The organism is Hydrogenophaga atypica (genome assembly GCF_042665215.1).
GTDB lineage: Bacteria > Pseudomonadota > Gammaproteobacteria > Burkholderiales > Burkholderiaceae_C > Hydrogenophaga > Hydrogenophaga defluvii_A.
Genome location: NZ_JBHTCA010000004.1, coordinates 394,194 through 420,363 on the forward strand (window position 1 = coordinate 394,194; position 26,170 = coordinate 420,363).

Here is a 26,170-nt window from a genome sequence, read left to right on the forward strand (position 1 = left end):
TCGCATGAACCGACGCCCGCACGCTTTGGCCGCCCCTGTCGCAGCGCCCCGCCGCCCCCTGTGGCGGGCCCTGGCACAAACGGGCCTCTCCCTCAGCCTGGCGGGCGCCGCTCTGCCCGGCTGGACCCAGAGCCTGGGCACCTTGTACAGCGCCGCGCGCGACTTTGACGCCACCTACCTGTCGGCCCGGTCGCAGTACCAGGCCAACCTGGCCAAGGCCGAGCAGGCACGTGCCGGCCTGCGCCCGCAAGCTGCGTTGAGCGCGGGTGCGAACGTCGCCAACATCGACAGCAGCCTCACCGGCAACCGCGACACCAACAGCCAGAACGCCGCACTGTCGGCCAGCCTGCCGCTGTACCGCCCGGTCAACCAGATTGCGTTTGATCAAGCGCAAAAATCGCTGGAAGTGGCCGAAGGCCAGTTGCTGGCGGCCGAACACGATCTCATCGTGCGCAGCTCACAAGCCTATTTCGACGTCTTGGCCGCACAGGACACGCTCACTTTCGTGAAGGCGCAGAAAACCGCCGTGGCCGAACAACTGGCCGCCGCCAAGCGCAATTTCGAGGTGGGCACGTCGACCATCACCGACTCGCGCGAAGCCCAGGCCCGTTTTGACCTGGTGCTGGCGCAAGAAATCGCGGCCGAGAACGATTTGCGCGTGAAGCGGCTGGCGCTGGACCAATTGGTGGGCCGCGCCGGCACCGCCCCGCTGCCCTTGGCCGCACCGGTGAACCTGCCGGCGATTGCACCCAACGACGTCGCGCCGTGGGTGGCGCAATCGGAGAATGCCCACCCCGGCATCCGCCAGGCGCGTGCGGCGCTGGACATCGCTGCCCTGGAAACCCGCCGCGCCCAAGCCGGCAAAAAGCCCACGGTGGACCTGACCGGCCAGTACCAGCTCAGCCGCTCGCCCAGCACCTCGTCGTTGGCCGCAGGCAATGTGCGCACCAACACCGCGAGTGTGGGTGTGCAGTTCAACCTGCCGCTCTACACCGGCGGCGCGCTGGAGAACCGCATCGTTGAGGCCGCCGCCCTGGAAGACAAAGCCCGCACCGACCTGGAAGCCGCCCGCCGCAACGTGGCGCAGGCCACACGCACGGCGTTTTTTGGCGTCGTCTCCGGCCTCGGTCAGGTCAAGGCGCTGGAGGCCGCCGAGGCGTCCAGCCAAAGTGCACTGGACGCCAACAAACTGGGCTACCAAGTGGGTGTGCGCATCAACATCGACGTGCTCAACGCACAGAGCCAGTTGTTCCAAACCAAACGCGATCTGGCCGTGGCGCGCTACAACGTGCTGCTGGGTACGCTGCGTTTGAAGCAGGCCGGTGGTGTGTTGAAGGCTGAGGACTTGGCCGCCATTGATGCATTGCTGGCCAAATAAGCGTTGCGCCGCCAGGGCTTGTCCTGATGGGTAGGCGGATCGGGGCGGCACACTGCCCTGTTCCGCTCATGTCCCCCGGGCGCTGCGCGCCCTCCGCCTTGACTTCGCTGCACAGGGCAGCATGCCACCCCGATCTGCAACTGTGTAGGCACGCCACCGCTGGTACGCCAACACGGCTGATGCCCGAGGGCACGGGGTGCCTGGCGCAGCGGCATACAGGCGGAGGAGGCGAAGCCGACGGGGGACAGCCGCGGAGCCAGGTGCCCCGTGTCCTTGGGCAAGGACACGGGCGTACGCAAAGACTCAGGCCTTGGCCGCGTCCAGATTGCGCAAGCGGATGTGCAGTTCGCGCAGCTGCTTTTCGTCCACTGGCGACGGGGCTTGCGTGAGCAGGCACTGAGCGCGCTGGGTCTTGGGGAAGGCGATCACGTCGCGGATGGATTCAGCACCGGTCATCAGGGTGATGATGCGGTCCAGACCAAAGGCCAGGCCGCCGTGCGGGGGGGCGCCGTACTGCAGCGCGTCCAGCAGGAAGCCGAACTTGAGCTGCGCGTCCTCAGGGCTGATCTTGAGCGCGTCGAACACCTTCTGCTGCACATCGGCGCGGTGGATACGCACCGAACCACCGCCGATTTCCCAGCCGTTGAGCACCATGTCGTAGCCCTTGGCGATGCACTTTTCGGGCGCGGTCACCATCCAGTCCTCGTGGCCGTCTTTCGGCGCGGTGAAGGGGTGGTGCACAGCCGTCCAGCGGTCTTCTTCCTCGTCGTGCTCGAACATGGGGAAGTCCACCACCCACATCGGCGCCCAGCGCTGCTCGAAGAAGCCCTTCTTCTTGCCCAGCTCGCTGTGACCGATCTTGATGCGCAGCGCGCCGATGGCGTCGTTGACGATCTTCGCCTTGTCGGCACCGAAGAACAGGATGTCGCCGTCTTGCGCGCCGCTGCGCGTGAGGATGTGCTGGAGAGCGGCGTCGTGGATGTTCTTGACGATGGGCGATTGCAGGCCATCGCGGCCCTTGGCCAGCTCATTGACCTTGATCCAGGCCAAGCCCTTGGCGCCGTAGATCTTGACAAACTCGGTGTAGGCGTCGATCTCGCTGCGGCTCATCTCGGCGCCGCCAGGCACACGCAGGGCCACCACGCGGCCGTTCTTCATTTGAGCGGGTGCGCTGAAGACCTTGAAGTCCACGTCGGCCATGACATCGGTCAGCTCGGTGAATTCGAGCTTGACGCGCAGGTCGGGCTTGTCGGAGCCGTAGCGGTGCATGGCTTCGCTGTAAGCCATCACGGGGAACTCGCCCAGATCGATGTCCAGCACGTTCTGGAACACGGTCTTGATCATGCCCTGGAACATGTCGCGGATCTCCTGCTCGGTGAGGAAGGAGGTCTCGATGTCGATCTGGGTGAACTCGGGCTGGCGGTCAGCGCGCAGGTCTTCGTCGCGGAAGCACTTGGTGATCTGGTAGTAGCGGTCAAAGCCGGCGACCATCAGCAGTTGCTTGAACAGCTGGGGCGACTGCGGCAGCGCGAAGAACTGCCCGTCGTGCACGCGGCTGGGCACCAGGTAGTCGCGCGCGCCTTCGGGCGTGCTCTTGGTGAGCATGGGGGTTTCGATGTCGACGAAGCCGTTGGCGTCGAGGAACTTGCGCACCTCCATGGCCACCTTGTAGCGCAGCATCAGGTTGCGCTGCATGTAGGGGCGGCGCAGGTCCAGCACGCGGTGCGTGAGGCGGGTGGTCTCCGACAGGTTGTCGTCGTCCAGCAGGAAGGGCGGCGTGACCGAGGGGTTGAGCACGTTCAGCTCGTGGCACAGGATCTCGATCTTGCCGCTCTTGAGGCTGTCGTTGGCCGTGCCTTCGGGACGCGCGCGCACCAGGCCGGTGATCTGCACGCAGAACTCGTTGCGCACGCCTTCGGCGGTTTTGAACATGTCGGCGCGGTCGGGGTCGCACACCACTTGCACATAACCTTCGCGGTCGCGCAGGTCGACAAAAATCACACCACCGTGGTCGCGGCGGCGGTTGACCCAGCCGCACAAGGTCACGGTCTGGCCCATCAGGGCTTCGGTCACCAGACCGCAGTAGTGGGTACGCATCGCCATGGCTGTTCTCTTTTCTCTCGGGTTTCGCTGAAAGGGATCATGGGCAGCGGCTCAGGCCACCACCGTCTTGAGTTTGGGATTCTTGGGACCACCAGGGACGATCACGCCCATGGAGATCACGTAGGTCAGGGCCTCATCCACCGACATGGCCAGTTCGACACAACGGCTGCGCGGCACCATCACAAAGTAGCCGCCGGTGGGGTTGGGGGTGGTTGGCACGTACACGCTCAGGCAATCGTCCGGCAGATGACGCGCCAACTCACCCGCGGGTGCGCCCGTCAGAAAGGCGATGGTCCACATCCCATCGTGCGGCCATTGCACCAGCAAGGCCTGCCGGAAAGCGTTGCCTTTTTCTGAAAACAGGGTGTCGGACACTTGCTTGACACCCGAGTAGATGGAACGCACCACGGGAATGCGGTGCAACAAGGCGTGCCACCAATGGACCAGTTTGTTGCCGATGATGTTGGACGCCATGGCGCCGATGCTCAACACCACCACCAGCGCGAACACGACGCCCAAGCCGGGAATGTGCATGCCCAGCCACCGGTCGGGTTGCCAGGCCATGGGCAGGATGCGCAAGGTCTGGTCCAGCGTGCTCACCACCCAGTCCAGCACCCACAAGGTGATGATGAGCGGCACGAGGACCAGCAGGCCGGAAAACAGCCATTTGCGCAGGGCGGCAATCATGAATTGGGGCTTTCGGTGCGGCTGCTTCAGTGGCAGGCACAGGAGCCGCCACAGCCGCCAGCCGTCGAACTGGTGCCTGTGTCAGCCGTGGCCGGCGCGGGCGCCGCCGCAGCAGCATCGGCGGTGGCCGGCGCTGCAGCGGCCACTGCGCCGGCGGCGGGTGCGCTGGCGCCACCCGAGCCACCACGGAAATCGGTGACGTACCAGCCCGAGCCCTTGAGCTGGAATCCGGCGGCAGTGAGCTGTTTGGAGAAAGCCTCGGCACCACAAGCCGGGCAAGCCGTCAGCGGGGCGTCCGAGATTTTTTGCAACACGTCCTTGGCGTGACCGCAAGACGCGCACTTGTAAGCGTAGATGGGCATGGCGTGGACCTGAAGAAAAGGGATGACGACCCGGCAGGCGAGCGGCCTGCACCGGGTCAACGAACAAAACCCGTCATTATAAATTGGGGCTCGGCGCCCCGCCTCAAGCCAGGGTGCTCACCAAATCTGCACGCGCACCAGCAGCTGCATGGCCAGCAAGCCCAGCAAAAAGCCCAGCCCCACATAAACGATCATCTGCAACAGGCGGTTGGTGCGCCGCTGCTCGTCCATCAAGGCCTTCAGGTCGCGCCGCAGGTCGTCGGGGCGCTGCTGCAAATAATCGTGCAGCAGGCGCGGCAAGGCGGGCAGCAGTTTGGCGTACTGAGGCGCTTCCTCCTTGAGCTGGCGCAACAGGCGCTGCGGCCCCACCTGATCGAGCATCCACTTCTCAAGAAAGGGCTTGGCCGTGCTCCACAGGTCCAACTCCGGGTCCAATTCGCGGCCCAGGCCTTCGATGTTGAGCAAGGTTTTTTGCAGCAGCACCAGCTGGGGCTGGATTTCGACGTTGAAGCGGCGCGAGGTCTGGAACAGGCGCATGAGCACCATGCCCAGCGAAATTTCCTTCAGCGGACGGTCAAAATACGGCTCGCAGACCGCGCGAATGGCCGACTCCAGCTCGTCCACCCGCGTGTCGCTCGGCACCCAGCCGCTTTCGATGTGCAGCTCCGCCACGCGTTTGTAGTCGCGTCGGAAAAAAGCGGAGAAGTTCTGGGCCAGGTACTCCTTGTCGTACTCGGTCAGGGTGCCCACGATGCCGAAATCCAGCGAGATGTAACGGCCGAAGCTGGTGGGCTCCACGCTCACCTGGATGTTGCCCGGGTGCATGTCGGCATGGAAAAAGCCGTCGCGGAACACCTGGGTGAAAAAGATGGTGACGCCATCGCGTGCCAAGCGCGGAATGTCCACGCCACGGGCGCGCAGTTCCTCGATGCGGCTGATGGGCACACCCTTCATGCGCTCCATCACCATCACCTCGGGGCGGCAATGGTCCCAGTACATCTCGGGGATCAGCACCAGCCCCACGTCCTGCATGTTGCGGCGCAACTGCGCGGCGTTGGCGGCTTCGCGCACCAGGTCCAGCTCGTCGTGCAGGTATTTGTCGAACTCAGCCACCACCTCGCGTGGCTTGAGTCGTTTGCCATCGGCCGAGAGGCGTTCCACCCAGCCAGCCATGACACGCATCAGGCCCAGGTCCTTGTCGATCACCGGCAGCATGTTGGGGCGCAGCACCTTGACCGCCACCTCGCGACCGTCGTTCAGCGTGGCGAAGTGCACCTGCGCAATCGAAGCACTGGCGATTGGCACCTGCTCGAAGCTGGCGAACACCTGTTCCAGCTTGCGGCCAAAGGCACGCTCGATGGTGGCCACGGCGACGTCGCTGGGAAACGGTGGCACGCGGTCTTGCAAAGCGGCCAGTTCATCGGCAATGTCGGGCGGCAACAAATCGCGGCGTGTAGACAGGACCTGGCCAAACTTGACGAAGATGGGGCCCAAGCGCTCCAGCGCCTCGCGCAGGCGCTGGCCACGGGGCACGCTCAGGTCGCGACCGATGGACACCCAGCGCGTGAGCAGGCGCAGCAGCGGGTGCTGGAAGCTCGACAACACCAGCTCGTCCAGCCCGTGCCGGAGCACCACCCAAACAATGAAAGCGCCGCGGAAAAACCGCCTCATGGTTGGGCCTTGGGCACGTCGGCCGCCGCCCCGGGCACCACCCGCGACACAAAACCCCGCACCGCTGTTGCCAGCGCCTGCGCCTGGCTCACCAGGGTGTGGGCAGCGGCGTCGCCCAGGAAACGCGAGAGGTCTTCCTCCATGTCCCAGCGCAGGTTGTCGGCCAGCCAAGCCACATCGGCCGCCAGCGCCACGTCACCCTGTATGGACACATCGGGCTTCTGCCCGGACATCACCGCCTGCGCCACCGCCAGCGGCGAGGTCTGCACCAAGGTGATGCTCAGATCGGGTTCGGCCGCCACGTGCGTGCGCTCCAGCAGACCGGCAGGCGTGGCCGCCAGGCGCAGGTCGAACACCCCCCAGCGCACCAGCATGACCTTGCCTGTTTGCCGCTTGAGACGCTCCTGCGCCTGCGGCTCCTGCATCAGCACATGGTTGGCGAACAGCACCACACGGTTCTGCAGTTCGGCCACCAGCCAGTCGGGCAACTGCACCGACGCGGCCAACGACTGCAGGAAATCAAAAGGAGGAAAAGAAATCGGGGACGCCTGTTTCATGGTCCCCGATTCTGACGGATAAAACCGGGTCGCCGCAGGCGCGGCGCGGGGGTGGGCTAACTCACTGCAGGGCCTGCACGCCGGCCACCAGCCAACCGCCCTTGCCCGCCTTGGGACGGGTGATGTTCCAGACCTCGCGGAACGGGTTGGGACCGGTCGACACATCCTCGCGAATCAGCCCGGAAAACTCGACGCTGGCCATGTAGCCCTGCTCCAGTTCTTCGATGCCCAGCAGGTGCGCCTCCAGCATCACGACCTCGGTCTGGTTGGGGGCACCGCCGGTGTGTTGCTCGCGCTCGGCCAGCTGGGACTTGATCTGCGCGAGCATCTCGTCGGTCATCATGGCACGCAAGCTGGGGATGTCAGAGCGGTCCCAAGCCGCTTGCAGGTTGACGAAGTTGGCTTTGGATGCGCCCAGGAAACCATCGACATCAAAATCTGCCGGGATGGACCAGTTTTGAGCGCTGTTGAGCGCGGTGCCAATCAGCGCGCCACCAGCCAGTGCGGGCGAGCCGGTGTCAAAGCCCATGGTGCTGCGCTCCCAGGGCCGGGCCGAGGCGTCGTTGCCCACGTTCTGCGGGCTGTAGCCACGTGGCGTGGTGGCGTCGGCGCTCTGGAAGGCCAGATTCGCGCCGCCCACTTGGGCAGCCCGCGAGTGGGCGCGCGAGCGCAGCACCCAGCCCACCACCATCACGGCCACCACACCCAGCAAGGCCACCAGCAGAAACTGCGCAAACGCCTCACCAAACCCCAACGTGGACGCCAGCCAGGCCAGCCCCAAACCCGCAGCGAGGCCGCCCAGCATGGTGCCCCAAGGGCGCTGGGGTGCGGCGGCGGGCGCGGCCGCCGTGGGTTTGTTGGCGGCAGCACCCTGCGCAGGCGCCTGCGGCGCGGCTGCCGGTGTGTTGCGCTGGGTCACGTTGGCGGATTGTTTGCCCACGGAGGCGCCGCCGCCCAGGCGCTTGGCCCACACGTCCTGCGACGTGATCGCCATGGCACACACAAACAGGACAGACAGCAGCTTCATGACAACTCCTTCAACCCACAAGGTTCACAGACTTCACACACCCGACACGGGATTCAACACTTGATGCCCACATGCAACGCCACCACCCCGGCCGTGAGGTTGTGGTAGTCCACATGCCCAAAACCAGCCTCGCGCATCAGTTGCTTGAGAGTTTCCTGGTTGGGGTGCATGCGTATGGATTCGGCGAGGTAGCGGTAGCTGCCTTCGTCGCCAGCCACCAGGCGCCCCATCTTGGGCACCACGTTGAAGGTGTACCACTCGTAGGCTTTTTCCAGCGGCTTGGCGACCTTGGAAAACTCCAGCACCAGCAGCTTGCCGCCAGGGCGCAGCACGCGCTGCATTTCCTTGAGCGCCACGTCCTTGTGCGTCATGTTGCGCAAGCCGAAGGCCACGGTGACGATGTCGAAATGGCCATCGGGAAAGGGCAGTTTTTCCGCGTCACACACCAGGGTGGGCAGGATCACACCCGCGTCGAGCAGGCGGGTGCGCCCCTCGCTCAGCATCGCTTCGTTGATGTCGGTGTGCACCACCTGGCCCATGGGGCCCACCTTGGGCGCGAAGGCCAGGCCCAGATCGCCCGTGCCCCCGGCGATGTCGAGCACGCGGTCGCCCGGTTGCGGGTTGGCCACGGTGACGGTGTAGTGTTTCCAGGCCCGGTGCAGGCCGGCCGACATCAGGTCGTTCATCACGTCGTAACGTGACGCAACCGCGTCGAAAACGCCGCGCACGTGCTTGGCCTTGTCGCGCTCGTCGACGGTCTTGAAGCCGAAATGGGTGGTGGACATAGGTGTTGATGTTAGAGCACCACACCGGTGCAAACATCAAAACCAGCGTGGCGCGGCGGGGCAAAGCCCCCAAAAAAGCCCAACAAACATGCGGCTGCGCGCCCCAAAACGGACCGCAGCCCGCATGTTCAGTGGTGTGAGCCGCAGGCGTGACCGGCTTTTTCGGGCATGGGTGCGTCGCGGTCCACGCCGGCTGCAGCGAGCCGTGCGTTGTAATCGGCCCACAACTCGGCTTCTTTCGAGCCCAGGAAATACAGGTAATCCCAGGAAAAAATGCCGCTGTCGTGGCCATCGCTGAAGGTGGGCTGCACGGCGTAGTTGCCCACCGGCTCCAGTGCCATGACCGCCACCTCGCGTTTGCCGGTCTGCAACACCTCCTGGCCCGGGCCGTGGCCCTGCACCTCGGCCGAAGGCGAATACACACGCATCAGCTCAAAGGGGATGCGGAAGGTCTTGCCGTCCGAAAAACCCACCTCCAACACCCGCGACTTGTTGTGCAGCGTGATGGATTCGGGGCTGGGGGTGTCTTGGGTCAGGCCGGCCATGGGGGTTGTCTCCGAGTTCAGTAAAAGTTGGCCGCCAGCGCCTGGTCGAGCGCCGGCAGCTTGCTGCTCAGCACGGCCAGTGCCGCAGGCAACGGTTCGCGTTGTGCTGGCGCCCAGATGGGCGCAGGGAAATGGCTGTCGCCTTCAAAACGCGCAATCAGGTGCCAATGCAGGTGCGGCACCACATTACCCAGTGCGGCGAGGTTGATTTTGGTGGGCGCGAGGTGGGCGCGCATCAGGCGCTCCACCTGGGTGACCACATCCATGCATTCGTGGCGCTCGGCATCGCTCAGGTCAGACAGCTCGGCCACATGGGCGTTCCAGACCACACGGTAGAAGGCGGGATAGGCCGGTGTGTCGGTGGCGCGGATCAGGCGCCATTTCGGCGCCCGGTGGATCAGCAGGCCGCCGTCGGTGTCACACAACACGCAGTGGGCCATGGTCAGACCAGCACCCGCTCAATGCCGCCGGCATTGGCGCGCGCCACGTACTCGGGCATCCAGTCTTCGCCCAGGATCTTGCGCGCCATCTCGACCACGATGTAGTCGGCTTCCAGCAAACCGTTCTGCAAGTCGTCGCCGTAGCGGCTCAGGCCTTGCAGGCAGCTGGGGCAGCTGGTGAGGATTTTGAGGTCGGCCTTGGCATCGAGGCCCGCCTGCTCGCGCAGCGCGGTTTCGTTCTTGCGCAGCTCCTCTTCCTTGCGGAAACGCACCTGGGTCGAGATGTCGGGTCGCGTCACGCCCAGCGTGCCCGACTCGCCGCAGCAGCGCGCGCTCTGCAGCACATCGGGGCCCAGCAGCGCCTTCACCGTCTTGAGCGGCTCCTGCTGCTTCATGGGCGTGTGGCAAGGGTCGTGGTACAGGTAGGCACCCTTGTTGTCGAGGACGATGCCTTTTTCCAACAGGTACTCGTGGATGTCGATGATGCGGCAGCCGGGGAAAATCTTGTCGAATTCGTAGCCCTGCAGCTGGTCGTAGCAGGTGCCACAGCTCACCACCACCGTCTTGATGTCGAGGTAGTTGAGTGTGTTGGCCACGCGGTGGAACAACACCCGGTTGTCGGTGATGATCTTCTCGGCCTTGTCGAACTGGCCCGAACCGCGCTGCGGGTAGCCACAGCACAGGTAGCCCGGCGGCAACACGGTCTGAACACCCGCGTGCCACAACATGGCCTGGGTGGCCAAGCCGACCTGGCTGAACAGCCGCTCGGAGCCACAGCCGGGGAAATAGAACACCGCCTCCGTGTCGGCCGTGGTGGCCTGCGGGTTGCGGATGATGGGCACGTAGTCCTTGTCCTCGATGTCCAGCAGCGCGCGTGCGGTTTTCTTGGGCAGGTTGCCCGGCATCTTTTTGTTGATGAAGTGGATGATCTGCTCCTTGATCGGAGCAGGCCCAACCGTGGCCGGCGGCGCGTTGGTTTGCTTGCGCGCTGCCAGTTTGAGCACCTCGTTCGCAATGCGCTGCGCCTTCATGCCCAAGCCCACCATGCCGGCGCGCGCCAGCTTGATGGTCTCGGGGTTGGTGGCGTTGAGCATGAACATGGCGGCGGCGTTGCCTGGGCGGAAGCTCTTCTTGCCCATCTTGCGCAGCAGATTGCGCATGTTCATGGTCACGTCGCCGAAGTCGATCTTGACCGGGCATGGCGTGAGGCACTTGTGGCAGACCGTGCAGTGGTCGGCCACGTCCTCGAACTCTTCCCAGTGTTTGATGCTGATGCCCCGGCGTGTCTGCTCCTCGTACAAAAAGGCCTCGACCAGCAGCGAGGTGGCCAGGATCTTGTTGCGCGGGCTGTACAACAAATTGGCGCGAGGCACGTGGGTGGCGCACACTGGCTTGCACTTGCCGCAGCGCAGGCAGTCCTTCACCGAATCGGCGATGGCCCCGATGTCGCTCTGCTGCATGATCAGCGACTCGTGGCCCATGAGGCCGAAGCTGGGCGTGTAGGCCTGGCTCAAATCGGCCATGCGCACATCGTCTTTTTCAGCGTTGCGCAGCAGCTTGCCCTTGTTGAAGCGGCCTTCGGGGTCCACGCGCTGCTTGTAGTCGGCAAACGGCGCCAGCTCGGCTTCGGTCAGAAACTCCAGCTTGGTGATGCCAATGCCGTGTTCGCCCGAAATCACGCCATCCAGGCTGCGCGCCAGCACCATGATGCGGGCCACCGCTTCGTGGGCGGTCTGCAGCATCTCGTAGTCGTCGCTGTTGACGGGGATGTTGGTGTGCACGTTGCCGTCGCCGGCATGCATGTGCAGGGCCACCCAGACGCGGCCCTTGAGCGCGCGTTTGTGGATGGCATTGCACTCGGTCAGGATGGGGCCGAAGGCCGCACCGCTGAAGATGCCTTGCAGCGGCAGACGGAGCTGGGTTTTCCAGCTCGCGCGCAGCCGGTGGTCTTGCAGTTCCGAGAACAGGCCATCCACATCGCGCAGCCAGCCGGCCCACAGGGCGCGCACTTCGCGCACCAGCGCCAGCGCCTGCGCCACGCGGTCTTCCAGCAGCTCGGCGCTGGGGATTTCGCTGGCGTCGTCGGTTTTGCCCAGCGGCAGGTTGCCCCGGCTGAAGAAGGTCTCCAGCTCGTCGCACAGGCGCAACTTGTTGCGCAGACTCAGCTCGATGTTGATGCGCTCGATGCCGTCGGTGTACTCGGCCATGCGCGGCAGCGGGATCACCACGTCTTCGTTGATCTTGAAGGCGTTGGTGTGGCGGCTGATGGCGGCCGTGCGCTTGCGGTCGAGCCAGAACTTCTTGCGCGCTTCGGCACTGATGGCCACAAAACCTTCGCCGCTGCGCGAGTTGGCGATGCGCACCACCTCGCTGGTGATGCGGGCCACGGCGTCGGCATCGTCGCCCACGATGTCGCCGACCAACACCATCTTGGGAAAGCCCCCGCGCTTGCTTTTGGTGGTGTAACCCACCGCCTTCAGGTAGCGGTCGTCCAGGTGCTCCAAACCCGCGAGCAGCACGCCCGAGCGCTTTTGCTCGGCGAACATGAAGTCCTTGATCTCGACGATGCTGGGCACGGCGTCGCGCGCGTTGCCAAAGAACTCCAGGCAGACCGTGCGGGTGTGTTCGGGCATGCGATGCACCACCCAGCGGCAGCTGGTGATGAGGCCGTCGCAGCCTTCCTTCTGAATGCCCGGCAGGCCGCTCAGGAACTTGTCGGTCACGTCCTTGCCCAGGCCTTCCTTGCGGAAGGTTTTGCCCGGGATCACCAGGCGATCGCTGCGCACCGGCGTTTTGCCGTCGGCCTCGAAATACGTCAGTTCAAAGCTGGCCACATCGGCATCGTGGATCTTGCCCAAGTTGTGGTCCAGGCGCGTGACTTCCAGCCACTGCGCCTGCGGTGTCACCATGCGCCAGCTGACCAGGTTGTCCAGCGCCGTGCCCCACAACACGGCCTTCTTGCCGCCCGCGTTCATGGCCACGTTGCCGCCGACGCAGGACGCTTCGGCCGAGGTCGGATCGACGGCGAACACATAGCCCGCGCGCTCGGCCGCATCGGCCACGCGCTGGGTCACCACGCCGGCTTCGGTCCACACCGTCGCCACCGGCTGGCTGTGGCCGGGGATGGCCACAAACTCCACCTCGGTCATGGCCTCCAGCTTCTCGGTGTTGATGACCACGCTCTTCCACGTCAGTGGGATGGCGCCGCCGGTGTAGCCGGTGCCGCCCCCTCGCGGGATGATGGTCAAGCCCAACTCGATGCAGCCCTTGACCAGCCGCGCCATCTCGGCCTCGGTGTCGGGGCACAAGACCACAAAGGGGTATTCCACGCGCCAGTCGGTGGCGTCCGTCACGTGGCTGACGCGCGAGAGGCCGTCGAACTTGACGTTGTCCTTGGCGGTCAGGCGGCGCAGCTCGCGCACCACGCGCTGGCGCAAGGCCGCCATCTCATCGAAATGGCGCGCAAAGCCTTCGATTGCCGCGCTGGCGGCCTGGGCCAACTCGCCCACCAGGGCATCGCGGGCAGGGTCGTCCTGGGGCGTGCGGCGCTTTTGCACCTCGGCTAGGCGGTGGTGCAAGGCATCGACCAGCAAGCGGCGGCGCTTGGGGTTGTCCAGCAGGTCGTCCTGCAGGTAGGGGTTGCGCTGAACCACCCAGATGTCACCCAGCACTTCGTACAACATGCGGGCCGAGCGTCCGGTGCGGCGTTCTTGGCGCAATTGGTTGAGTACGTCCCAGGCCCGGGAGCCCAGCAGCCGCACGACGATCTCGCGGTCGGAGAACGAGGTGTAGTTGTAGGGGATCTCGCGCAGGCGCGGCGCATCCGTGGTCACGTCGACCAGGGCCTCGGGCAAATAGGGAGCATTCATGGGGACAGTGGCTGGGGCGGCTGGCGCGACCACCCGGCGTGGCAGGGCCGCAAATGTTACCGCAGCGCAGCATGGGCCTGCTGGCCTCATGGAAACCCCGGCTTGTCACACAAGTGAAATACCGGTGCAATACTTTTCACAAAAATGCCACAAGTGAGCGTTAAGCTGCGCGCCTGTGTTTCTGTAACGTTTTCAGGAGAACCCATGACATCTCGCATTTCCCGCCTCACCCTCGCCGTGGCCCTGGGCCTGAGCGCCGCCGGCGCCCACGCCCAGACCGAAATCCAGTGGTGGCATTCCATGGGTGGCGCCCTGGGTGAATGGGTGAACGACCTGGCCAAGGACTTCAACGCCAGCCAGAAGGACTACAAGATCGTGCCGACCTTCAAGGGCAGCTACGACGAGTCCATGACCGCCGCCATTGCCGCCTTCCGCGCCGGCAACGCCCCCCACGTGCTGCAGGTGTTTGAAGTGGGCACAGCCACCATGATGGCCAGCAAGGGCGCCATCGTGCCCGTGGCCGAGGTCATGAAAAAAGCGGGCGTGACATTTGACGCCAATGCGTATGTGCCCGCTGTGGCAGGCTACTACACCGCCCCCAACGGTCAGATGCTGAGCTTCCCGTTCAACAGCTCGACGCCGGTGTTCCACTACAACAAAGATGCCTTCAAGGCCGCAGGCATGGACCCAGAGAAGCCGCCCACCACGTGGCCTGAAGTGGCCCTGGCTGCGGCCAAGCTCAAGGCCAGCGGACACAAGTGCCCCTTCACCACCAGCTGGATCAGCTGGACGCAATTGGAGAGCTTCTCTGCCTGGCACAACGTGGAGTTCGCCACCAAGAACAACGGTTTTGCCGGCCTGGACACCCGCCTGGCCTTCAACACGCCCCTGCACGTTCGCCACATCGAAAACCTGGCCAACATGGCCAAACAGGGCCTGTTCGTCTACAAGGGGCGCGGCAACGCAGCGGACGCCACCTTTGTGTCGGGCGAATGCGCCATGGCCACTGGCTCATCGGCGCTGTATGGCAACGTGACCCGCAACGGCAAGTTCGGCTACGGCATCGGCACCCTGCCCTACTACCCGGACGTGCCGGGCGCACCGCAGAACACCGTGATCGGTGGCGCCAGCCTGTGGGTCATGGCGGGCAAAAAAGCCGATGAATACAAGGGTGTGGCGCAGTTCTTTGCCCACCTGTCCAAGCCTGAGATTGCCGCCGCCAGCCACCAGCGCACCGGTTACCTGCCCGTGACCAAGGCCTCGTTCGAAATGACCGACAAGGCCGGCTTCTACAAAAAGAACCCTGGCACCGACGTGTCGGTGACACAGATGATCCGCAAAACCACCGACAAGTCGCGGGGCGTGCGCCTGGGCAACTTTGTGCAGATCCGCACCATCGTTGATGAGGAGCTGGAAGGCGTGTGGTCGGGCAAAAAGCCGGCCAAGGAAGCGCTGGACACGGCCATCAAGCGCGGCAATGAACAACTGGAGCGTTTCCAGAAAGCCAACAAGGGCTGAAAACCCATCCATGGCTGTGCCGCGCTGACGGCACCTTCAGGCCCTCCCGCGCGGCGCGCGGGAGGGTGTGTTTTTTTCCAAGCAAAATCGCCCTATGGAAAAACGCGTTCGCTTCAAATCGTGGTGGCTGCCCTGGCTGCTGGTGGCACCACAAATGGCCGTGGTGCTGGTGTTCTTTTTCTGGCCTGCCGCCCAGGCGCTTTACCAGAGTGTGCTCACGCAGGACGCCTTTGGCACTTCGACCGAGTTTGTGGGCATGGAGAACTTCCAGCGCCTGTTCAACGACGAGAGCTACCTGGCCTCGTTCAAGACCACGGCCGTGTTCTCCATCTTGGTGGCCGGTTCTGGCCTGGTGATCGCCCTGTTGCTTGCCGTCATGGCCAACCGCGTGGTGCGTGGTGCTGGCTTTTACAAAACCCTGCTGATCTGGCCCTATGCGGTGGCGCCTGTGGTGGCGGGGGTGTTGTGGCTGCTGATGTTCGCGTCACCCTATGGCGTGATCGCCTATTTCCTGCGCTGGCTGGGCCTGCCCTGGGACCACCTGCTCAACGCCAACCACGCCATGGCCTTGATCGTGATGGCGGCCGTGTGGAAACAGATTTCCTACAACTTTCTGTTTTTCCTGGCTGGCCTGCAGTCCATCCCTCAGTCGCTGATCGAAGCCGCCACCATCGACGGCGCTTCGCCCTGGCACCGCTTCTGGACCATCGTATTCCCGCTGCTCTCGCCCACCACGTTCTTTCTGTTGGTGATCAACATCGTCTACGCCTTTTTCGACACCTTCGCCATCGTTGACGCCGCCACCCACGGGGGCCCAGGCAAAGACACGGCCATCCTCGTCTACAAGGTGTACTACGACGGCTTCAAGGCGCTGGACATGGGCGGCTCGGCCGCGCAGTCGGTCATCCTCATGCTGATCGTGGTGGCCCTGACGGTGATCCAGTTCCGCTTTGTTGAAAAGAAAGTGCAGTACTGAAGATGGCCCCTCACGCTCATCACTTCGTGTGTTCGCTGCCCCCCGAGGGGGCAGCCCTCCCTTGGGGCGGCCCGGCGGGAGACCATCCATGATCGAACGACGCCCCGGCCTGACCTTTCTGGCCCACCTCATCCTCATCCTGGGCGTGCTGGTGGTGGCCTTCCCGGTTTTCATCACCTTCATTGGCTCCACCCAGACGGCCGAGCAGGTGTCCACCAGCAACCCCTTGTCGCTGTGGCCTGGCAACAACTTCATCGAGAGCTACCGCCTGGCCCTGTTCGGTGGCAAAACCACCGGGGGCTCCACCATTGCGCCGGTCGCACCCATGTTGTGGGTGAGCTTCGTCAGCGCCATGGTCATTTCCATTGGCAAGATCGCCATCTCGCTGCTGTCGGCGTTTGCCATCGTCTACTTCCGCTTCCCCGCACGCGGGCTGGTGTTCTGGATGATCTTCGTGACGCTGATGCTGCCGGTGGAGGTGCGCATCGGCCCCACCTACCAGGTGGTGTCCGACTTGGGGCTGCTCAACAGCTACGCCGGCCTCACGGTGCCGCTGATCGCGTCCGCCACCGCCACCTTCCTGTTCCGGCAGTTTTTCCTCACCGTGCCCGACGAACTGGTGGAGGCCGCACGCATTGACGGCGCTGGTCCCATGCGCTTCTTCTTCGACGTGCTGCTGCCGCTGTCACGCACCAGCATCGCCGCGCTGTTCGTGATCCAGTTCATCTACGGCTGGAACCAGTACCTGTGGCCGCTGCTGGTGACCACCAACGAGGACATGTACCCCATCGTCCTGGGCATCAAGCGCGCCATCTTCGGCGAGGTCTACGTGGAATGGAACGTGGTCATGGCCACCGCCATCCTGGCCATGCTGCCACCCGCGTTGGTGGTCATGCTGATGCAGAAATGGTTCGTCAAGGGCCTGGTCGACACCGAAAAATAAGACTCACACATGGCTTCCATCACACTCAAAAACGTCGTCAAGCAATACCACCAGGGCAAACAGTCGCTGCAGGTCATCCACGGCGTCAACGCCGAGATCGCCGATGGTGAGTTCATCGTCATCGTGGGCCCTTCGGGCTGTGGCAAGTCAACGCTGCTGCGCATGGTCGCCGGCCTGGAAGAAATTTCGGGCGGTGACATCATGATCGGCCCACGCGTGGTCAACCAGCTGGAGCCGGCCGAACGCGACATCGCCATGGTGTTCCAGAACTATGCGCTCTATCCACACATGAGCGTGTTCGACAACATGGCCTACGGCCTGAAGATTGCCAAGGTCCCGGTCGACGAAATCAAGGCCCGTGTGGACAAGGCGGCCGGCATCCTGGAGCTGGGCCACCTGCTGGAGCGCAAACCGCGCCAGCTCTCCGGCGGGCAGCGCCAGCGTGTGGCCATGGGCCGCGCCATCGTGCGCCAGCCGCAGGTGTTTTTGTTCGACGAGCCGCTGTCCAACCTGGATGCCAAGCTGCGGGCGCAGACGCGGCTCGAAATCCAGAAGCTGCACCGCGAGCTGGGCATCACCAGCCTGTTTGTGACCCACGACCAGGTGGAGGCCATGACCCTGGCCCAGCGCATGATCGTGATGAACGCCGGCAACATGGAGCAGTTCGGCACACCCGAGGAGGTGTACGCGCGCCCGGCCACCACTTTCGTGGCCAGCTTCATGGGCGCGCCGCCCATGAACCTGCTCAAACACGCTCCGGGCGTGCAGCCCGGCGAAATCCTGGGCGTGCGCCCTGAGCACCTGAGCATGGGCACGGAGGGCGACGGCTGGAGCGCCCAGGTGGAAACCACCGAGATGCTGGGCGCCGAGCGCCTGATCTACCTGCGCATCGCCGACGAGGGCCTGATCGTGCGCACCCACGCCGACGAGGCACCGCCGGCCATTGGCAGCACAGTCAAGGTGTGGTCGCGCCCCGAGCAGGTGCACCGCTTCAACGCCGAAACCGGCCGCCGCATCGACGCATGACCGGCTGGCCCTACCCGCGCTGGATCGCCCACCGGGGCGCCGGCAAACTCGCGCCCGAGAACACGCTGGCCGCTTTCCGCTTGGGCGCGGAGCACGGCTACCGCATGATCGAGTGCGACGTGAAACTCAGCGCAGATGGCGTGCCGTTTCTGCTGCACGACGCGGCACTGGAGCGCACCACCAACGGCCTGGGCACAGCGGGTGATCTGAGCTGGGCCGAGCTGTCGCGACTGGACGCTGGCAGCTGGCACTCACGGCAGCATGTGGGCGAAACCCTGCCCAGCTTCGAGGCCGTCTCGCGCTGGTGCCGTGCCAACGGCATGCTGCTCAACATCGAGATCAAACCCACGCCCGGCTCGGAGGCACGCACGGGCGAGGTGGTGGCCCGCGAGGCGGCACGGCTGTGGCAAGGTGCCAGCGTGCCGCCCCTGCTGACCTCCTTCCGGCCCGAGGCCTTGTACACCGCACAGGCCACGGCACCCCATCTGCCGCGCGGCCTGCTGCTCGACAGCCTGTGGGATGGCTGGGTGACCCACGCCCAGGCCCTGGGTGTGGTGGCGCTGGTGTGCAACCACGCCCTGTGGGACGACGCCCTGGTGGCCGTGGCACGCGCCCACGGCTGGCGCATGCTGAGCTACACGGTCAACGACGAGTGGGCGGCAAAGCGGTTGTGGTACTTGGGGACCGACGGCATCATCACCGACCGCGTGGACCTGTTTGCGCCGGCCTGATCAGGCCCTGTGCCGCCAGAACGCCAAGGTGCCCATGATGAGCACCAGGGCGCCATAGGTGGCCAGCTTGCCGTCACGACCAAAAATCACCAGGCCCAGCCCCAACACCAGTACGCCGCCCAACGCGGACCACACGAACAGATCGCGGGCGTGCCGCAGCGAAAGATGAGAAAAGCGCGCCCCTGGCCGCAACGCCCAGGACAACAGGGCCAACAAGGCAGCCACCGCCAGCGCGGGCGCAACAAAATTGGCGAAATGCAGCAAGGCGGTTGTGATACCCATGGGGGTGGTTCTCGGTCAAACGATTTGAAATTTTATAATTCGCCACATGACCGTCTGGACCCTCGGCATCAACCACCACACCGCGCCCCTGGATTTGCGCGGGCGGTTCGCGTTTCCGCTGGACCAGATCCCTCACACCTTGGCACGTTTCCGCCAGTCGATGGCACGGGCGCCCGAAGCCACGTTGCTGTCCACCTGCAACCGCACCGAAATCTATTGCTCCACCGACGGTCAGTCGCTGGACCCGGCCATTGCCTGGTTGGCCCAGGCCGGTGGCGTGAGCCCCCACGAGCTGCGCAGCCACGCCTACATCCTGCAAGGCGACGACGCCGCCCGCCATGCCTTTCGCGTGGCCAGCGGGCTGGACAGCATGGTGCTGGGCGAGGCGCAGATCCTGGGCCAGCTGAAAGACGCCGTGCGGGCGGCCGATGACGCCGGCGCCCTGGGCACCACACTGCACCAGCTGTTCCAACGTTCCTTTGCGGTGGCCAAGCAGGTGCGCAGCTCCACCGAGATCGGCGCCCACTCCATCAGCATGACGGCCGCTGCCGTGCGCCTGGCCGGCCAGCTCTTTGAAGACCTGAAAGACATCACGGTGCTCTTCGTGGGCGCCGGCGAGATGATCGAGTTGGCCGCCACCCACTTTGCGGCCAAGACACCCAAAGGCATGGCGATTGCCAACCGCACGCTGGAGCGCGGCGAAGCCCTGGCCGGCCGCTTTGGTGCCGAGGTGCTGCGCCTGGCCGATTTGCCCGAGCGCCTGCACGAGTACGACGCTGTGGTCAGCTGCACCGCCAGCACCCTGCCCATCATTGGCCTGGGCGCGGTGGAGCGCGCACTCAAACGCCGCAAACACCGGCCCATCTTCATGGTCGATCTGGCGGTGCCGCGTGACATCGAACAGGAAGTCAAGGCGCTGGAAGACGTCTACCTCTACACAGTGGACGATTTGGCCGCCGTGGTGCAGACCGGGCGCGACAACCGCCAGGCCGCCGTCGCCCAGGCCGAGGCCATCATCGACGCCGGGGTACAGAGTTTCATGCACTGGATGCAGCAACGCGACCCCAAAGCCGGCGTTGTGCAGCTCATCCAACAAATCCACCAGCAAACCGACGTCTGGCGCGAGGTGGAACTTGCCCGCGCGCGCAAGCGCCTCGCCAAAGGCGAGGACGTGGAAGCCGTGCTGGAAGCCCTGGCCAAAGGCCTGACCCAGAAGATGCTGCACGGCACCCTGGCCGAGCTGCACACGGGTGACGCCGAGGCACGCGAAGCCACGGCCCAGACCGTTTCGCGCCTCTTCCTGCGCGAGCGCTAGGTGGTGGCGCGCAGCGCGCGCATGGCACCACCTTTTTTCTCCTATCCACGCTCCATCCGTCATGAAGCCCTTTCTCCGCGACACCCTTGAACGCCAGCGCCTGCGCCTGCACGAGCTGGACGCGCTCCTGAGTGCGCCCGATGCCACAGGCGACATGGCGCGCTTTCGCCAACTCACCCGCGAACACGCCGAAACCGATGCCCTGGTGCAGGTCTACCTGCGCCACCAGCAGCGCACACGCGACCTCGCCGCCGCCCAGGCCATGGCTCAAGACGCTGACGTCGACATGGCGGCCATGGCGGCCGAGGAAATCGACAGCGCGCAAGCCGAGCTGGCCGCCCTGGACACCGAACTGCAGCTGATGCTGCTGCCCAAGGACCCGGACGACGAGCGCCACGCGTTCCTGGAAATCCGCGCTGGCACCGGCGGCGACGAGTCGGCACTGTTTGCCGGCGATCTGGCGCGCATGTACACCCGCTACGCCGACAGTCAACATTGGCAAGTGGAGGTGGTGAGCGAGTCGCCCAGCGAGCTCGGCGGCTACAAGGAACTGGTGCTGCGCATCGTCGGCCACCACGCCTACGGCAAACTGCGCTTCGAGTCGGGCGGCCACCGCGTGCAACGTGTGCCCGCCACCGAAACCCAGGGCCGCATCCACACCAGCGCCTGCACCGTGGCGGTGATGCCCGAACCCGACGAGGCTGAGGCCATCAAGCTCAACCCGGCCGACCTGCGCATCGACACCTTCCGCGCCAGCGGGGCCGGTGGCCAGCACATCAACAAGACCGACTCCGCCGTGCGTGTGGTGCACCTGCCCACCGGCATCGTGGCCGAATGCCAAGACGGCCGCAGCCAACACAGCAACAAGGCCAAGGCGCTGCAAGTGCTGCAGGCGCGCATCCAGGAAAAGGAACGCAGCGAACGCGCGGCCAAAGAGGCCGCTTTGCGCAAAGGCCTGGTGGGCAGCGGCGACCGCAGCGACCGCATCCGCACCTACAACTTCCCACAGGGCCGCCTCACCGACCACCGCATCAACCTCACGCTCTACAAGCTGGGCCAGGTGATGGAAGGTGACCTGGGCGACATCGTCCACGCACTGCAGGTGGCGCGTGGCGCCGAACTGCTGGCCGACCTGGAAGCCCAGGCCCCCAGCGGCGCCCTGCGTTGATGCCCATGCAGACGCTCAAACAGGCGCTGCTCGACGCCCAGGCCCAAGGGCTGGCCCGCATCGATGCCCAGCTGCTGCTGCTCCACACGCTGGGCCGCGACCCCAATGACCGTGCCTGGCTGCTGGCGCACGACACCGACGCCCTCCCCGCCGAGCCATCCACCACATTCAATGCCCTGTGCCAGCGCCGCCTGGCGGGCGAGCCTGTGGCCTACCTCACCGGCCACAAAGCGTTTTATGGCTTGCAACTCCGGGTGGACGCGCGTGTGCTCGACCCCCGCCCCGACACCGAGACGCTGGTGGACTGGGCCCTGGACGCTCTGCATGGCAAAACTCAGCCCCAGGTGTTGGACCTGGGCACCGGCAGTGGCGCCGTGGCCCTGGCCATTCAGCACCAACGCCCCAGCGCCGAGGTCCACGCCGTGGACGCCAGCCTGGCCGCACTGGCGGTGGCCCAAACCAACGCCCAGGCTTTGGGTCTGCCGGTGCGTTTCCTGGCGGGTTCGTGGTTTCAGGCCCTGCCCAACGGCCAGCGCTTCGACGCCATCGTCTCCAACCCGCCCTACGTGGCCGAAGGCGACCCTCACCTGCGCGCCCTCACCCACGAGCCGCTGTCGGCCCTCACCAGCGGCGCCGATGGGCTGGACGACATACGCACCATCGTGGCGCAAGCAGGCGAGTACTTGGTGCCCGGTGGCTGGCTGCTGCTGGAGCACGGACACGACCAAGGCGCCGCCGTGCGCGCCCTGCTGAGGGCGGCGGGCTTTGAGGCGGTCAGCACCCGCACCGATCTGGCGGGCTTGGACCGCTGCAGCGGCGGCCAATGGGCCGGGCGGGGATAATCCACCCATTCACCTTTTTCGGAGCGAATCCATGAGCGACGCACACACCCGCATCGACCAGTTGGTCAAATCCAACGACATCGTCCTGTTCATGAAGGGAAGCGCCAGCTTCCCCATGTGCGGCTTCTCGGGCCGCGCGGTGCAAATCCTCAAAGCCTGCGGCGTCGACCCCAAGGACCTGAAAACCGTCAACGTGCTGGACGACCCGGAAATCCGCCAGGGCATCAAGGACTACAGCCAGTGGCCCACCATCCCCCAGCTCTATGTCAAGGGCGAGTTCATCGGCGGCTCCGACATCATGATGGAGATGTACGAGTCGGGTGAACTGCAACAGGTCATCACCGGACAGAGCTGAGGCCCAGCCTTTTTGATCCTTTGATCAAAAGGCAACACCTGCCGCAGTTCCGGCGTTTCACGCATTGATGGGCGGGCATGGCTTGTGCTTGAATGAAAACCGTGGTCCCTGCGGTTGATTTGTTCAAGGAGGAAGCCATGAGCTCGAACAGTCTGGTCACCACCAACGACCTGAACCTGCCCATTGCGCACATGCGCAGCGTGTTCCATGCCGACGAGGTCCAGCGCAAACTCGTCAAGCTGCAAACCAGCGGCGCCGAACGCGAACATGAAAGCCTTCGCGCTACCTACGAACGCATGCTGGAGCGGGGCCCGCAGCGTTTTGCGGTCAAGCCCTCGGGTGTGCCGCGCATGGAGCCGCTCTATGACCTGCTGCCCAACTTCACCGAGGTGCTGGACGACGTGAAACGCCACGTCGCCCTGAGCCAGGACAGTCGCGACGCATTGGAAGTGACCCCCATGCTGCTGCTGGGGCCGCCCGGCGTGGGCAAAACCCACTTTGCCCGCCAACTGGCCGACTTGCTGGGCACCGGCATGAGCCTGGTGCCCATGAGCTCCATGACCGCCGGCTGGCTGCTCTCGGGTTCATCCTCGCAATGGAAAGGCGCCAAACCGGGCAAGGTGTTTGAGGCCTTGGTGGACGGCCAGTACGCCAACCCGGTGATCGTGGTGGACGAAATCGACAAGGCCAGCGCCGACGCCCAGTACGACCCGTTGGGGGCGCTCTACAGCCTGCTGGAACACGACACCGCCCAGCGATTTGTGGACGAGTTCGCCGAGGTGGCGGTGGACGCCAGCCAGGTGATCTGGATCACCACCGCCAACGACGAGCGCGGTATCCCGGAACCGATACGCAACCGCATGAACGTGTACGAGATCCAGGCGCCCACGCTGGAGGCGGCGCGCCGGATTGCTCGCCACCTTTACGCGACGATACGTGAAGAACACGACTGGGGCCGGCTTTTTGCCGACGAGCCGAACGACGATGTGCTGGATCAGTTGGCCACCTTGGCACCGCGTGAGATGCGGCGTGCCCTCATGACGGGGTTTGGCAATGCGCGCCTGGAACAGCGCGATGCCATCGCGCCCGACGATTTGCCGCGGGCGGGCGGGAACAAATCCCGCATGGGTTTCCTGCAATAAACGCCGCCGTCAGGCGGCCAAGACCCAGTTCTTCTGCGCGGCAAACACCGCGTTCGGGTAAGGATCGCGCCCTCGGCTGCCGTTGTAGCGGCCCAGGGCCATGAACATGTCGCCGTTTTCCCGGTCGAGGTAGTGGCGCAGGATCACGCAGCCGAAACGCAGGTTGGTCTGCATGTGGAACAGCTTGCCGACGTCGCCATCGCCAATCAAACGCACCCAAAACGGCATGATCTGCATGTAACCCCGCGCGCCGACACTGGAAATGGCGAACTTTCGAAAGGCGCTCTCCACCTGCACCAAACCCAGTACCAGGGACGTGTCCAAGCCCGCGCGGCGGCTTTCGTACCAGATGGTCTGCAAAAACTCCACGCGGTGCTGCAGGTCGGGCTTGCGGCGCGCCAAGCGTTCGCTCATGCGACCGAGCCAGCGCAGGTAGTCCAATCGCGCCTCAGTGGTATGAAAATCGGGCACAGGCGGTGCGCTGCTGGCGATCGCCGATGCCAGCGCGCCACGCACCGAATCAGCCAGTGGCTCTTCGAGTTGGCCGGCCGCAGCAGGCCGAGGCCAGGCACCAGCCACTGCCCACGCCGCCGCAGCGCCCAGCAGGCGACGCCTGCCAGGGTCGCTCAGCGGCCTCATGCCTTCAAGCGGCCCTGGATCAGTGCCGCAATGTCCGCCAGCGCCACCTTGGTCGCCTCGGTATCACGCCGGTGCTGGTACTCCACCACGCCGTCCTTGAGCCCCTTGTCGCCAATGGTCACGCGGTGCGGCACACCGATCAGTTCCCAATCGGCAAACATGGCGCCAGGGCGCTCACCGCGGTCGTCCAGCAGCACGTCCACGCCGGCAGCCGCCAGCTCGTCGTGCAGTTGTTCGGCCGCCTGTTTTACAGCGTCGCTGCGGTCCATGCCGATGGGGCAGATCACGACGCTGAACGGCGCGATGGCGTCGGGCCAGATGATGCCGCGCTCATCGTGGTTCTGCTCGATAGCCGCCGCCGGCAGGCGGGTCACACCGATGCCGTAGCAACCCATCTCAAACGGCTTGGGTTTGCCGTCGGTGTCCAGGAAAGTGGCGTTCATGGCCTGGCTGTATTTGGTGCCCAGGTAGAACACATGCCCCACTTCGATGCCGCGCTCAATGGCCAGCACACCCTTGCCGTCGGGCGAAGCGTCGCCCGCCACCACGTTGCGGATGTCGGCCACCAGATCGGGCTCGGGCAGGTCGCGACCCCAGTTGACGCCGGTCATGTGGAAGTCCACGTCGTTCGCGCCGCAGATCCATTCGGCCATCACGGCCACCTCGCGGTCAGCCACGACTTGCACGGGTTTTTTCAGGTTCAGCGGTCCCAGGTAACCGGGCTTGCAGCCGAAGTGGTCTTCGATCTCGGCCAAAGTGGCAAAACGGAATCCCATGTCCAGGCCGGGCAATTTGCCCACCTTGACTTCGTTCATGTCGTGGTCGCCGCGCAGCAGCAGCAGCCAGACCGTGCTCTTGACGATTTCATCGCGCTCGTTGATCTCGTCGGTGGCCAGCACCAGCGACTTGACCGTGGTGGACAGTGGCACACCCAGCAGTTCGGCCACGTCGGCGCAGGTGGCCTTGCCGGGGGTGGGCGTCTTGGTCAGCGGAGAAACTGCGGCCGGGCGGGGGCCGGCGGGTGCCAACGCTTCGGCCTTCTCCATGTTGGCGGCATAGTCGCTGTTCGGGCAGTAGACGATGGCGTCTTCGCCAGTCGCGGCGATGACCTGGAACTCCTCGCTCAGGTCGCCACCAATGGCGCCGCTGTCGGCCGCCACGGCGCGGTAGGTCAGGCCAAAACGGTCGAAGATGCGGCGGTAGGCCGCCGCCATCACCTGGTAGCTGGCCTGCGCGCTGTCGCGGTCGCGGTCGAAGCTGTAGGCGTCCTTCATGATGAATTCACGCCCACGCATCAGGCCAAAACGCGGCCGGCGCTCGTCGCGGAATTTGGTTTGAATCTGATAAAAGTTCTTGGGCAGTTGTTTGTAGCTGCGCAGTTCCTGGCGCGCAATGTCAGTGACCACTTCCTCGGAAGTGGGCTGCACCACAAAGTCGCGCTCGTGGCGGTCCTTGATGCGCAGCAGCTCCGGGCCCATCTTGTCGAATCGCCCGGTCTCCTGCCAGAGCTCTGCCGGTTGCACCACCGGCATGGTCAGCTCCACCGCACCCGCTCGGTTCATTTCCTCGCGCACGATTTGCTCGACCTTGCGAATCACCCGCAGACCCATGGGCATGTAGGTGTAGATGCCGGCACCCAGCTTTTTGATCATGCCGGCACGCATCATGAGGCGGTGGCTGACCACCTCGGCGTCGGACGGAGCTTCCTTGAAGGTGGAGACAAAAAACTGCGAGGCTTTCATGTGGCGGCGTGTGGGAGAAATGCGGGAAGAGACTGAACAGAAAGGGCCGGCGGGCGGCGTGTGCGCT

The 26,170-nt window shown here is 64.8% G+C and carries 24 protein-coding genes; 11 read left to right on the forward strand and 13 right to left on the reverse strand.

All coding sequences use genetic code 11. The features are described 5' to 3' along the window. Window positions 1–4 precede the first annotated feature (4 nt). Window positions 5–1,378, forward strand: a complete 1,374-nt coding sequence (locus tag ACFQPB_RS08665) for a TolC family outer membrane protein (protein WP_382198494.1) — start codon at window positions 5–7, stop codon at window positions 1,376–1,378. Between the two features lie 303 nt (window positions 1,379–1,681). On the opposite strand, the gene aspS is transcribed toward ACFQPB_RS08665, so the two are convergent. From aspS to ACFQPB_RS08715, 10 genes are all read right to left on the reverse strand, one after another. Then, window positions 1,682–3,481, reverse strand: a complete 1,800-nt coding sequence (gene aspS / locus ACFQPB_RS08670) for an aspartate--tRNA ligase (RefSeq protein WP_382221919.1) — start codon at window positions 3,479–3,481, stop codon at window positions 1,682–1,684. 51 nt (window positions 3,482–3,532) lie between these two features. Continuing rightward, on the reverse strand, window positions 3,533–4,165 hold the full coding sequence (locus ACFQPB_RS08675) for a DUF502 domain-containing protein (RefSeq protein ID WP_382198550.1): 633 nt from the start codon (window positions 4,163–4,165) through the stop codon (window positions 3,533–3,535). 29 nt (window positions 4,166–4,194) lie between these two features. Beyond that, a complete protein-coding gene (locus ACFQPB_RS08680) occupies window positions 4,195–4,530 on the reverse strand; it encodes an FmdB family zinc ribbon protein (protein WP_382221922.1) in 336 nt (111 codons plus the stop codon). A 117-nt stretch (window positions 4,531–4,647) separates the two neighbouring features. After that, the gene (ubiB, locus tag ACFQPB_RS08685; protein WP_382221925.1) at window positions 4,648–6,201 is read right to left on the reverse strand and encodes a ubiquinone biosynthesis regulatory protein kinase UbiB; all 1,554 of its coding nucleotides are present in this window, start codon (window positions 6,199–6,201) and stop codon (window positions 4,648–4,650) included. After that, window positions 6,198–6,758: a hypothetical protein gene (locus tag ACFQPB_RS08690; RefSeq protein WP_382221928.1), complete on the reverse strand. Its 561-nt coding sequence runs from the start codon at window positions 6,756–6,758 to the stop codon at window positions 6,198–6,200. The genes ubiB and ACFQPB_RS08690 overlap by 4 nt, the downstream gene beginning before the upstream one ends. A gap of 61 nt (window positions 6,759–6,819) precedes the next feature. After that, window positions 6,820–7,785, reverse strand: coding sequence for a Tim44 domain-containing protein (locus tag ACFQPB_RS08695; RefSeq protein WP_382221931.1), 966 nt, complete (start codon window positions 7,783–7,785; stop codon window positions 6,820–6,822). A 53-nt stretch (window positions 7,786–7,838) separates the two neighbouring features. Continuing rightward, window positions 7,839–8,570: a bifunctional demethylmenaquinone methyltransferase/2-methoxy-6-polyprenyl-1,4-benzoquinol methylase UbiE gene (gene ubiE, locus ACFQPB_RS08700; protein WP_382221933.1), complete on the reverse strand. Its 732-nt coding sequence runs from the start codon at window positions 8,568–8,570 to the stop codon at window positions 7,839–7,841. Window positions 8,571–8,698: 128 nt separating this feature from the next. Next, window positions 8,699–9,115 (reverse strand): gamma-butyrobetaine hydroxylase family protein, encoded by a 417-nt coding sequence (locus ACFQPB_RS08705; RefSeq protein ID WP_382221935.1) that lies wholly within the window; start codon window positions 9,113–9,115, stop codon window positions 8,699–8,701. Between the two features lie 17 nt (window positions 9,116–9,132). Then, on the reverse strand, window positions 9,133–9,555 hold the full coding sequence (locus ACFQPB_RS08710) for an HIT family protein (protein WP_382221937.1): 423 nt from the start codon (window positions 9,553–9,555) through the stop codon (window positions 9,133–9,135). 2 nt (window positions 9,556–9,557) lie between these two features. Beyond that, window positions 9,558–13,424 carry a DUF3683 domain-containing protein gene (locus tag ACFQPB_RS08715; RefSeq protein WP_382221940.1) on the reverse strand — a complete coding sequence of 1,289 codons (3,867 nt, stop codon included), beginning with the start codon at window positions 13,422–13,424 and terminating at the stop codon, window positions 9,558–9,560. Window positions 13,425–13,628: 204 nt separating this feature from the next. On the opposite strand from ACFQPB_RS08715, the gene ugpB reads away from it, so the two are divergent. From ugpB to ugpQ, 5 genes are all read left to right on the forward strand, one after another. Then, entirely contained in the window at window positions 13,629–14,942 is a 1,314-nt protein-coding gene (gene ugpB / locus ACFQPB_RS08720) for a sn-glycerol-3-phosphate ABC transporter substrate-binding protein UgpB (RefSeq protein ID WP_382221942.1), read from the forward strand. Between the two features lie 94 nt (window positions 14,943–15,036). Then, window positions 15,037–15,918 (forward strand): sn-glycerol-3-phosphate ABC transporter permease UgpA, encoded by an 882-nt coding sequence (gene ugpA / locus ACFQPB_RS08725; protein WP_382198514.1) that lies wholly within the window; start codon window positions 15,037–15,039, stop codon window positions 15,916–15,918. 88 nt (window positions 15,919–16,006) lie between these two features. Next, window positions 16,007–16,861, forward strand: coding sequence for a sn-glycerol-3-phosphate ABC transporter permease UgpE (gene ugpE, locus ACFQPB_RS08730; protein WP_382221945.1), 855 nt, complete (start codon window positions 16,007–16,009; stop codon window positions 16,859–16,861). A 9-nt stretch (window positions 16,862–16,870) separates the two neighbouring features. Further along, window positions 16,871–17,887: a sn-glycerol-3-phosphate import ATP-binding protein UgpC gene (locus tag ACFQPB_RS08735; RefSeq protein WP_382221948.1), complete on the forward strand. Its 1,017-nt coding sequence runs from the start codon at window positions 16,871–16,873 to the stop codon at window positions 17,885–17,887. After that, window positions 17,884–18,618 carry a glycerophosphodiester phosphodiesterase gene (ugpQ, locus tag ACFQPB_RS08740; RefSeq protein ID WP_382221951.1) on the forward strand — a complete coding sequence of 245 codons (735 nt, stop codon included), beginning with the start codon at window positions 17,884–17,886 and terminating at the stop codon, window positions 18,616–18,618. Before ACFQPB_RS08735 ends, ugpQ begins: the two co-directional genes overlap by 4 nt. On the opposite strand, the gene ACFQPB_RS08745 is transcribed toward ugpQ, so the two are convergent. After that, window positions 18,619–18,900: a hypothetical protein gene (locus tag ACFQPB_RS08745; protein ID WP_382221954.1), complete on the reverse strand. Its 282-nt coding sequence runs from the start codon at window positions 18,898–18,900 to the stop codon at window positions 18,619–18,621. Window positions 18,901–18,946: 46 nt separating this feature from the next. Between ACFQPB_RS08745 and hemA the strand changes: the two genes are divergently transcribed. From hemA to ACFQPB_RS08770, 5 genes are all read left to right on the forward strand, one after another. After that, on the forward strand, window positions 18,947–20,215 hold the full coding sequence (hemA, locus tag ACFQPB_RS08750) for a glutamyl-tRNA reductase (protein WP_382221957.1): 1,269 nt from the start codon (window positions 18,947–18,949) through the stop codon (window positions 20,213–20,215). 61 nt (window positions 20,216–20,276) lie between these two features. Continuing rightward, the gene (prfA, locus tag ACFQPB_RS08755; protein ID WP_382221960.1) at window positions 20,277–21,383 is read left to right on the forward strand and encodes a peptide chain release factor 1; all 1,107 of its coding nucleotides are present in this window, start codon (window positions 20,277–20,279) and stop codon (window positions 21,381–21,383) included. Then, the gene (gene prmC / locus ACFQPB_RS08760) at window positions 21,383–22,225 is read left to right on the forward strand and encodes a peptide chain release factor N(5)-glutamine methyltransferase (protein ID WP_382198528.1); all 843 of its coding nucleotides are present in this window, start codon (window positions 21,383–21,385) and stop codon (window positions 22,223–22,225) included. The genes prfA and prmC overlap by 1 nt, the downstream gene beginning before the upstream one ends. Window positions 22,226–22,256: 31 nt before the next feature. Further along, complete coding sequence (gene grxD, locus ACFQPB_RS08765) at window positions 22,257–22,580, forward strand: Grx4 family monothiol glutaredoxin (RefSeq protein ID WP_382198529.1); 324 nt, start codon at window positions 22,257–22,259, stop codon at window positions 22,578–22,580. A gap of 137 nt (window positions 22,581–22,717) precedes the next feature. Beyond that, on the forward strand, window positions 22,718–23,722 hold the full coding sequence (locus tag ACFQPB_RS08770; protein WP_382221963.1) for an AAA family ATPase: 1,005 nt from the start codon (window positions 22,718–22,720) through the stop codon (window positions 23,720–23,722). 9 nt (window positions 23,723–23,731) lie between these two features. Here the strand turns inward: ACFQPB_RS08770 and ACFQPB_RS08775 are convergent, their stop codons facing one another. Beyond that, window positions 23,732–24,361 carry a lytic transglycosylase domain-containing protein gene (locus ACFQPB_RS08775; RefSeq protein ID WP_382221966.1) on the reverse strand — a complete coding sequence of 210 codons (630 nt, stop codon included), beginning with the start codon at window positions 24,359–24,361 and terminating at the stop codon, window positions 23,732–23,734. Next, entirely contained in the window at window positions 24,358–26,103 is a 1,746-nt protein-coding gene (locus ACFQPB_RS08780) for a proline--tRNA ligase (protein WP_382221969.1), read from the reverse strand. Before ACFQPB_RS08780 ends, ACFQPB_RS08775 begins: the two co-directional genes overlap by 4 nt. Window positions 26,104–26,170 lie beyond the last annotated feature (67 nt).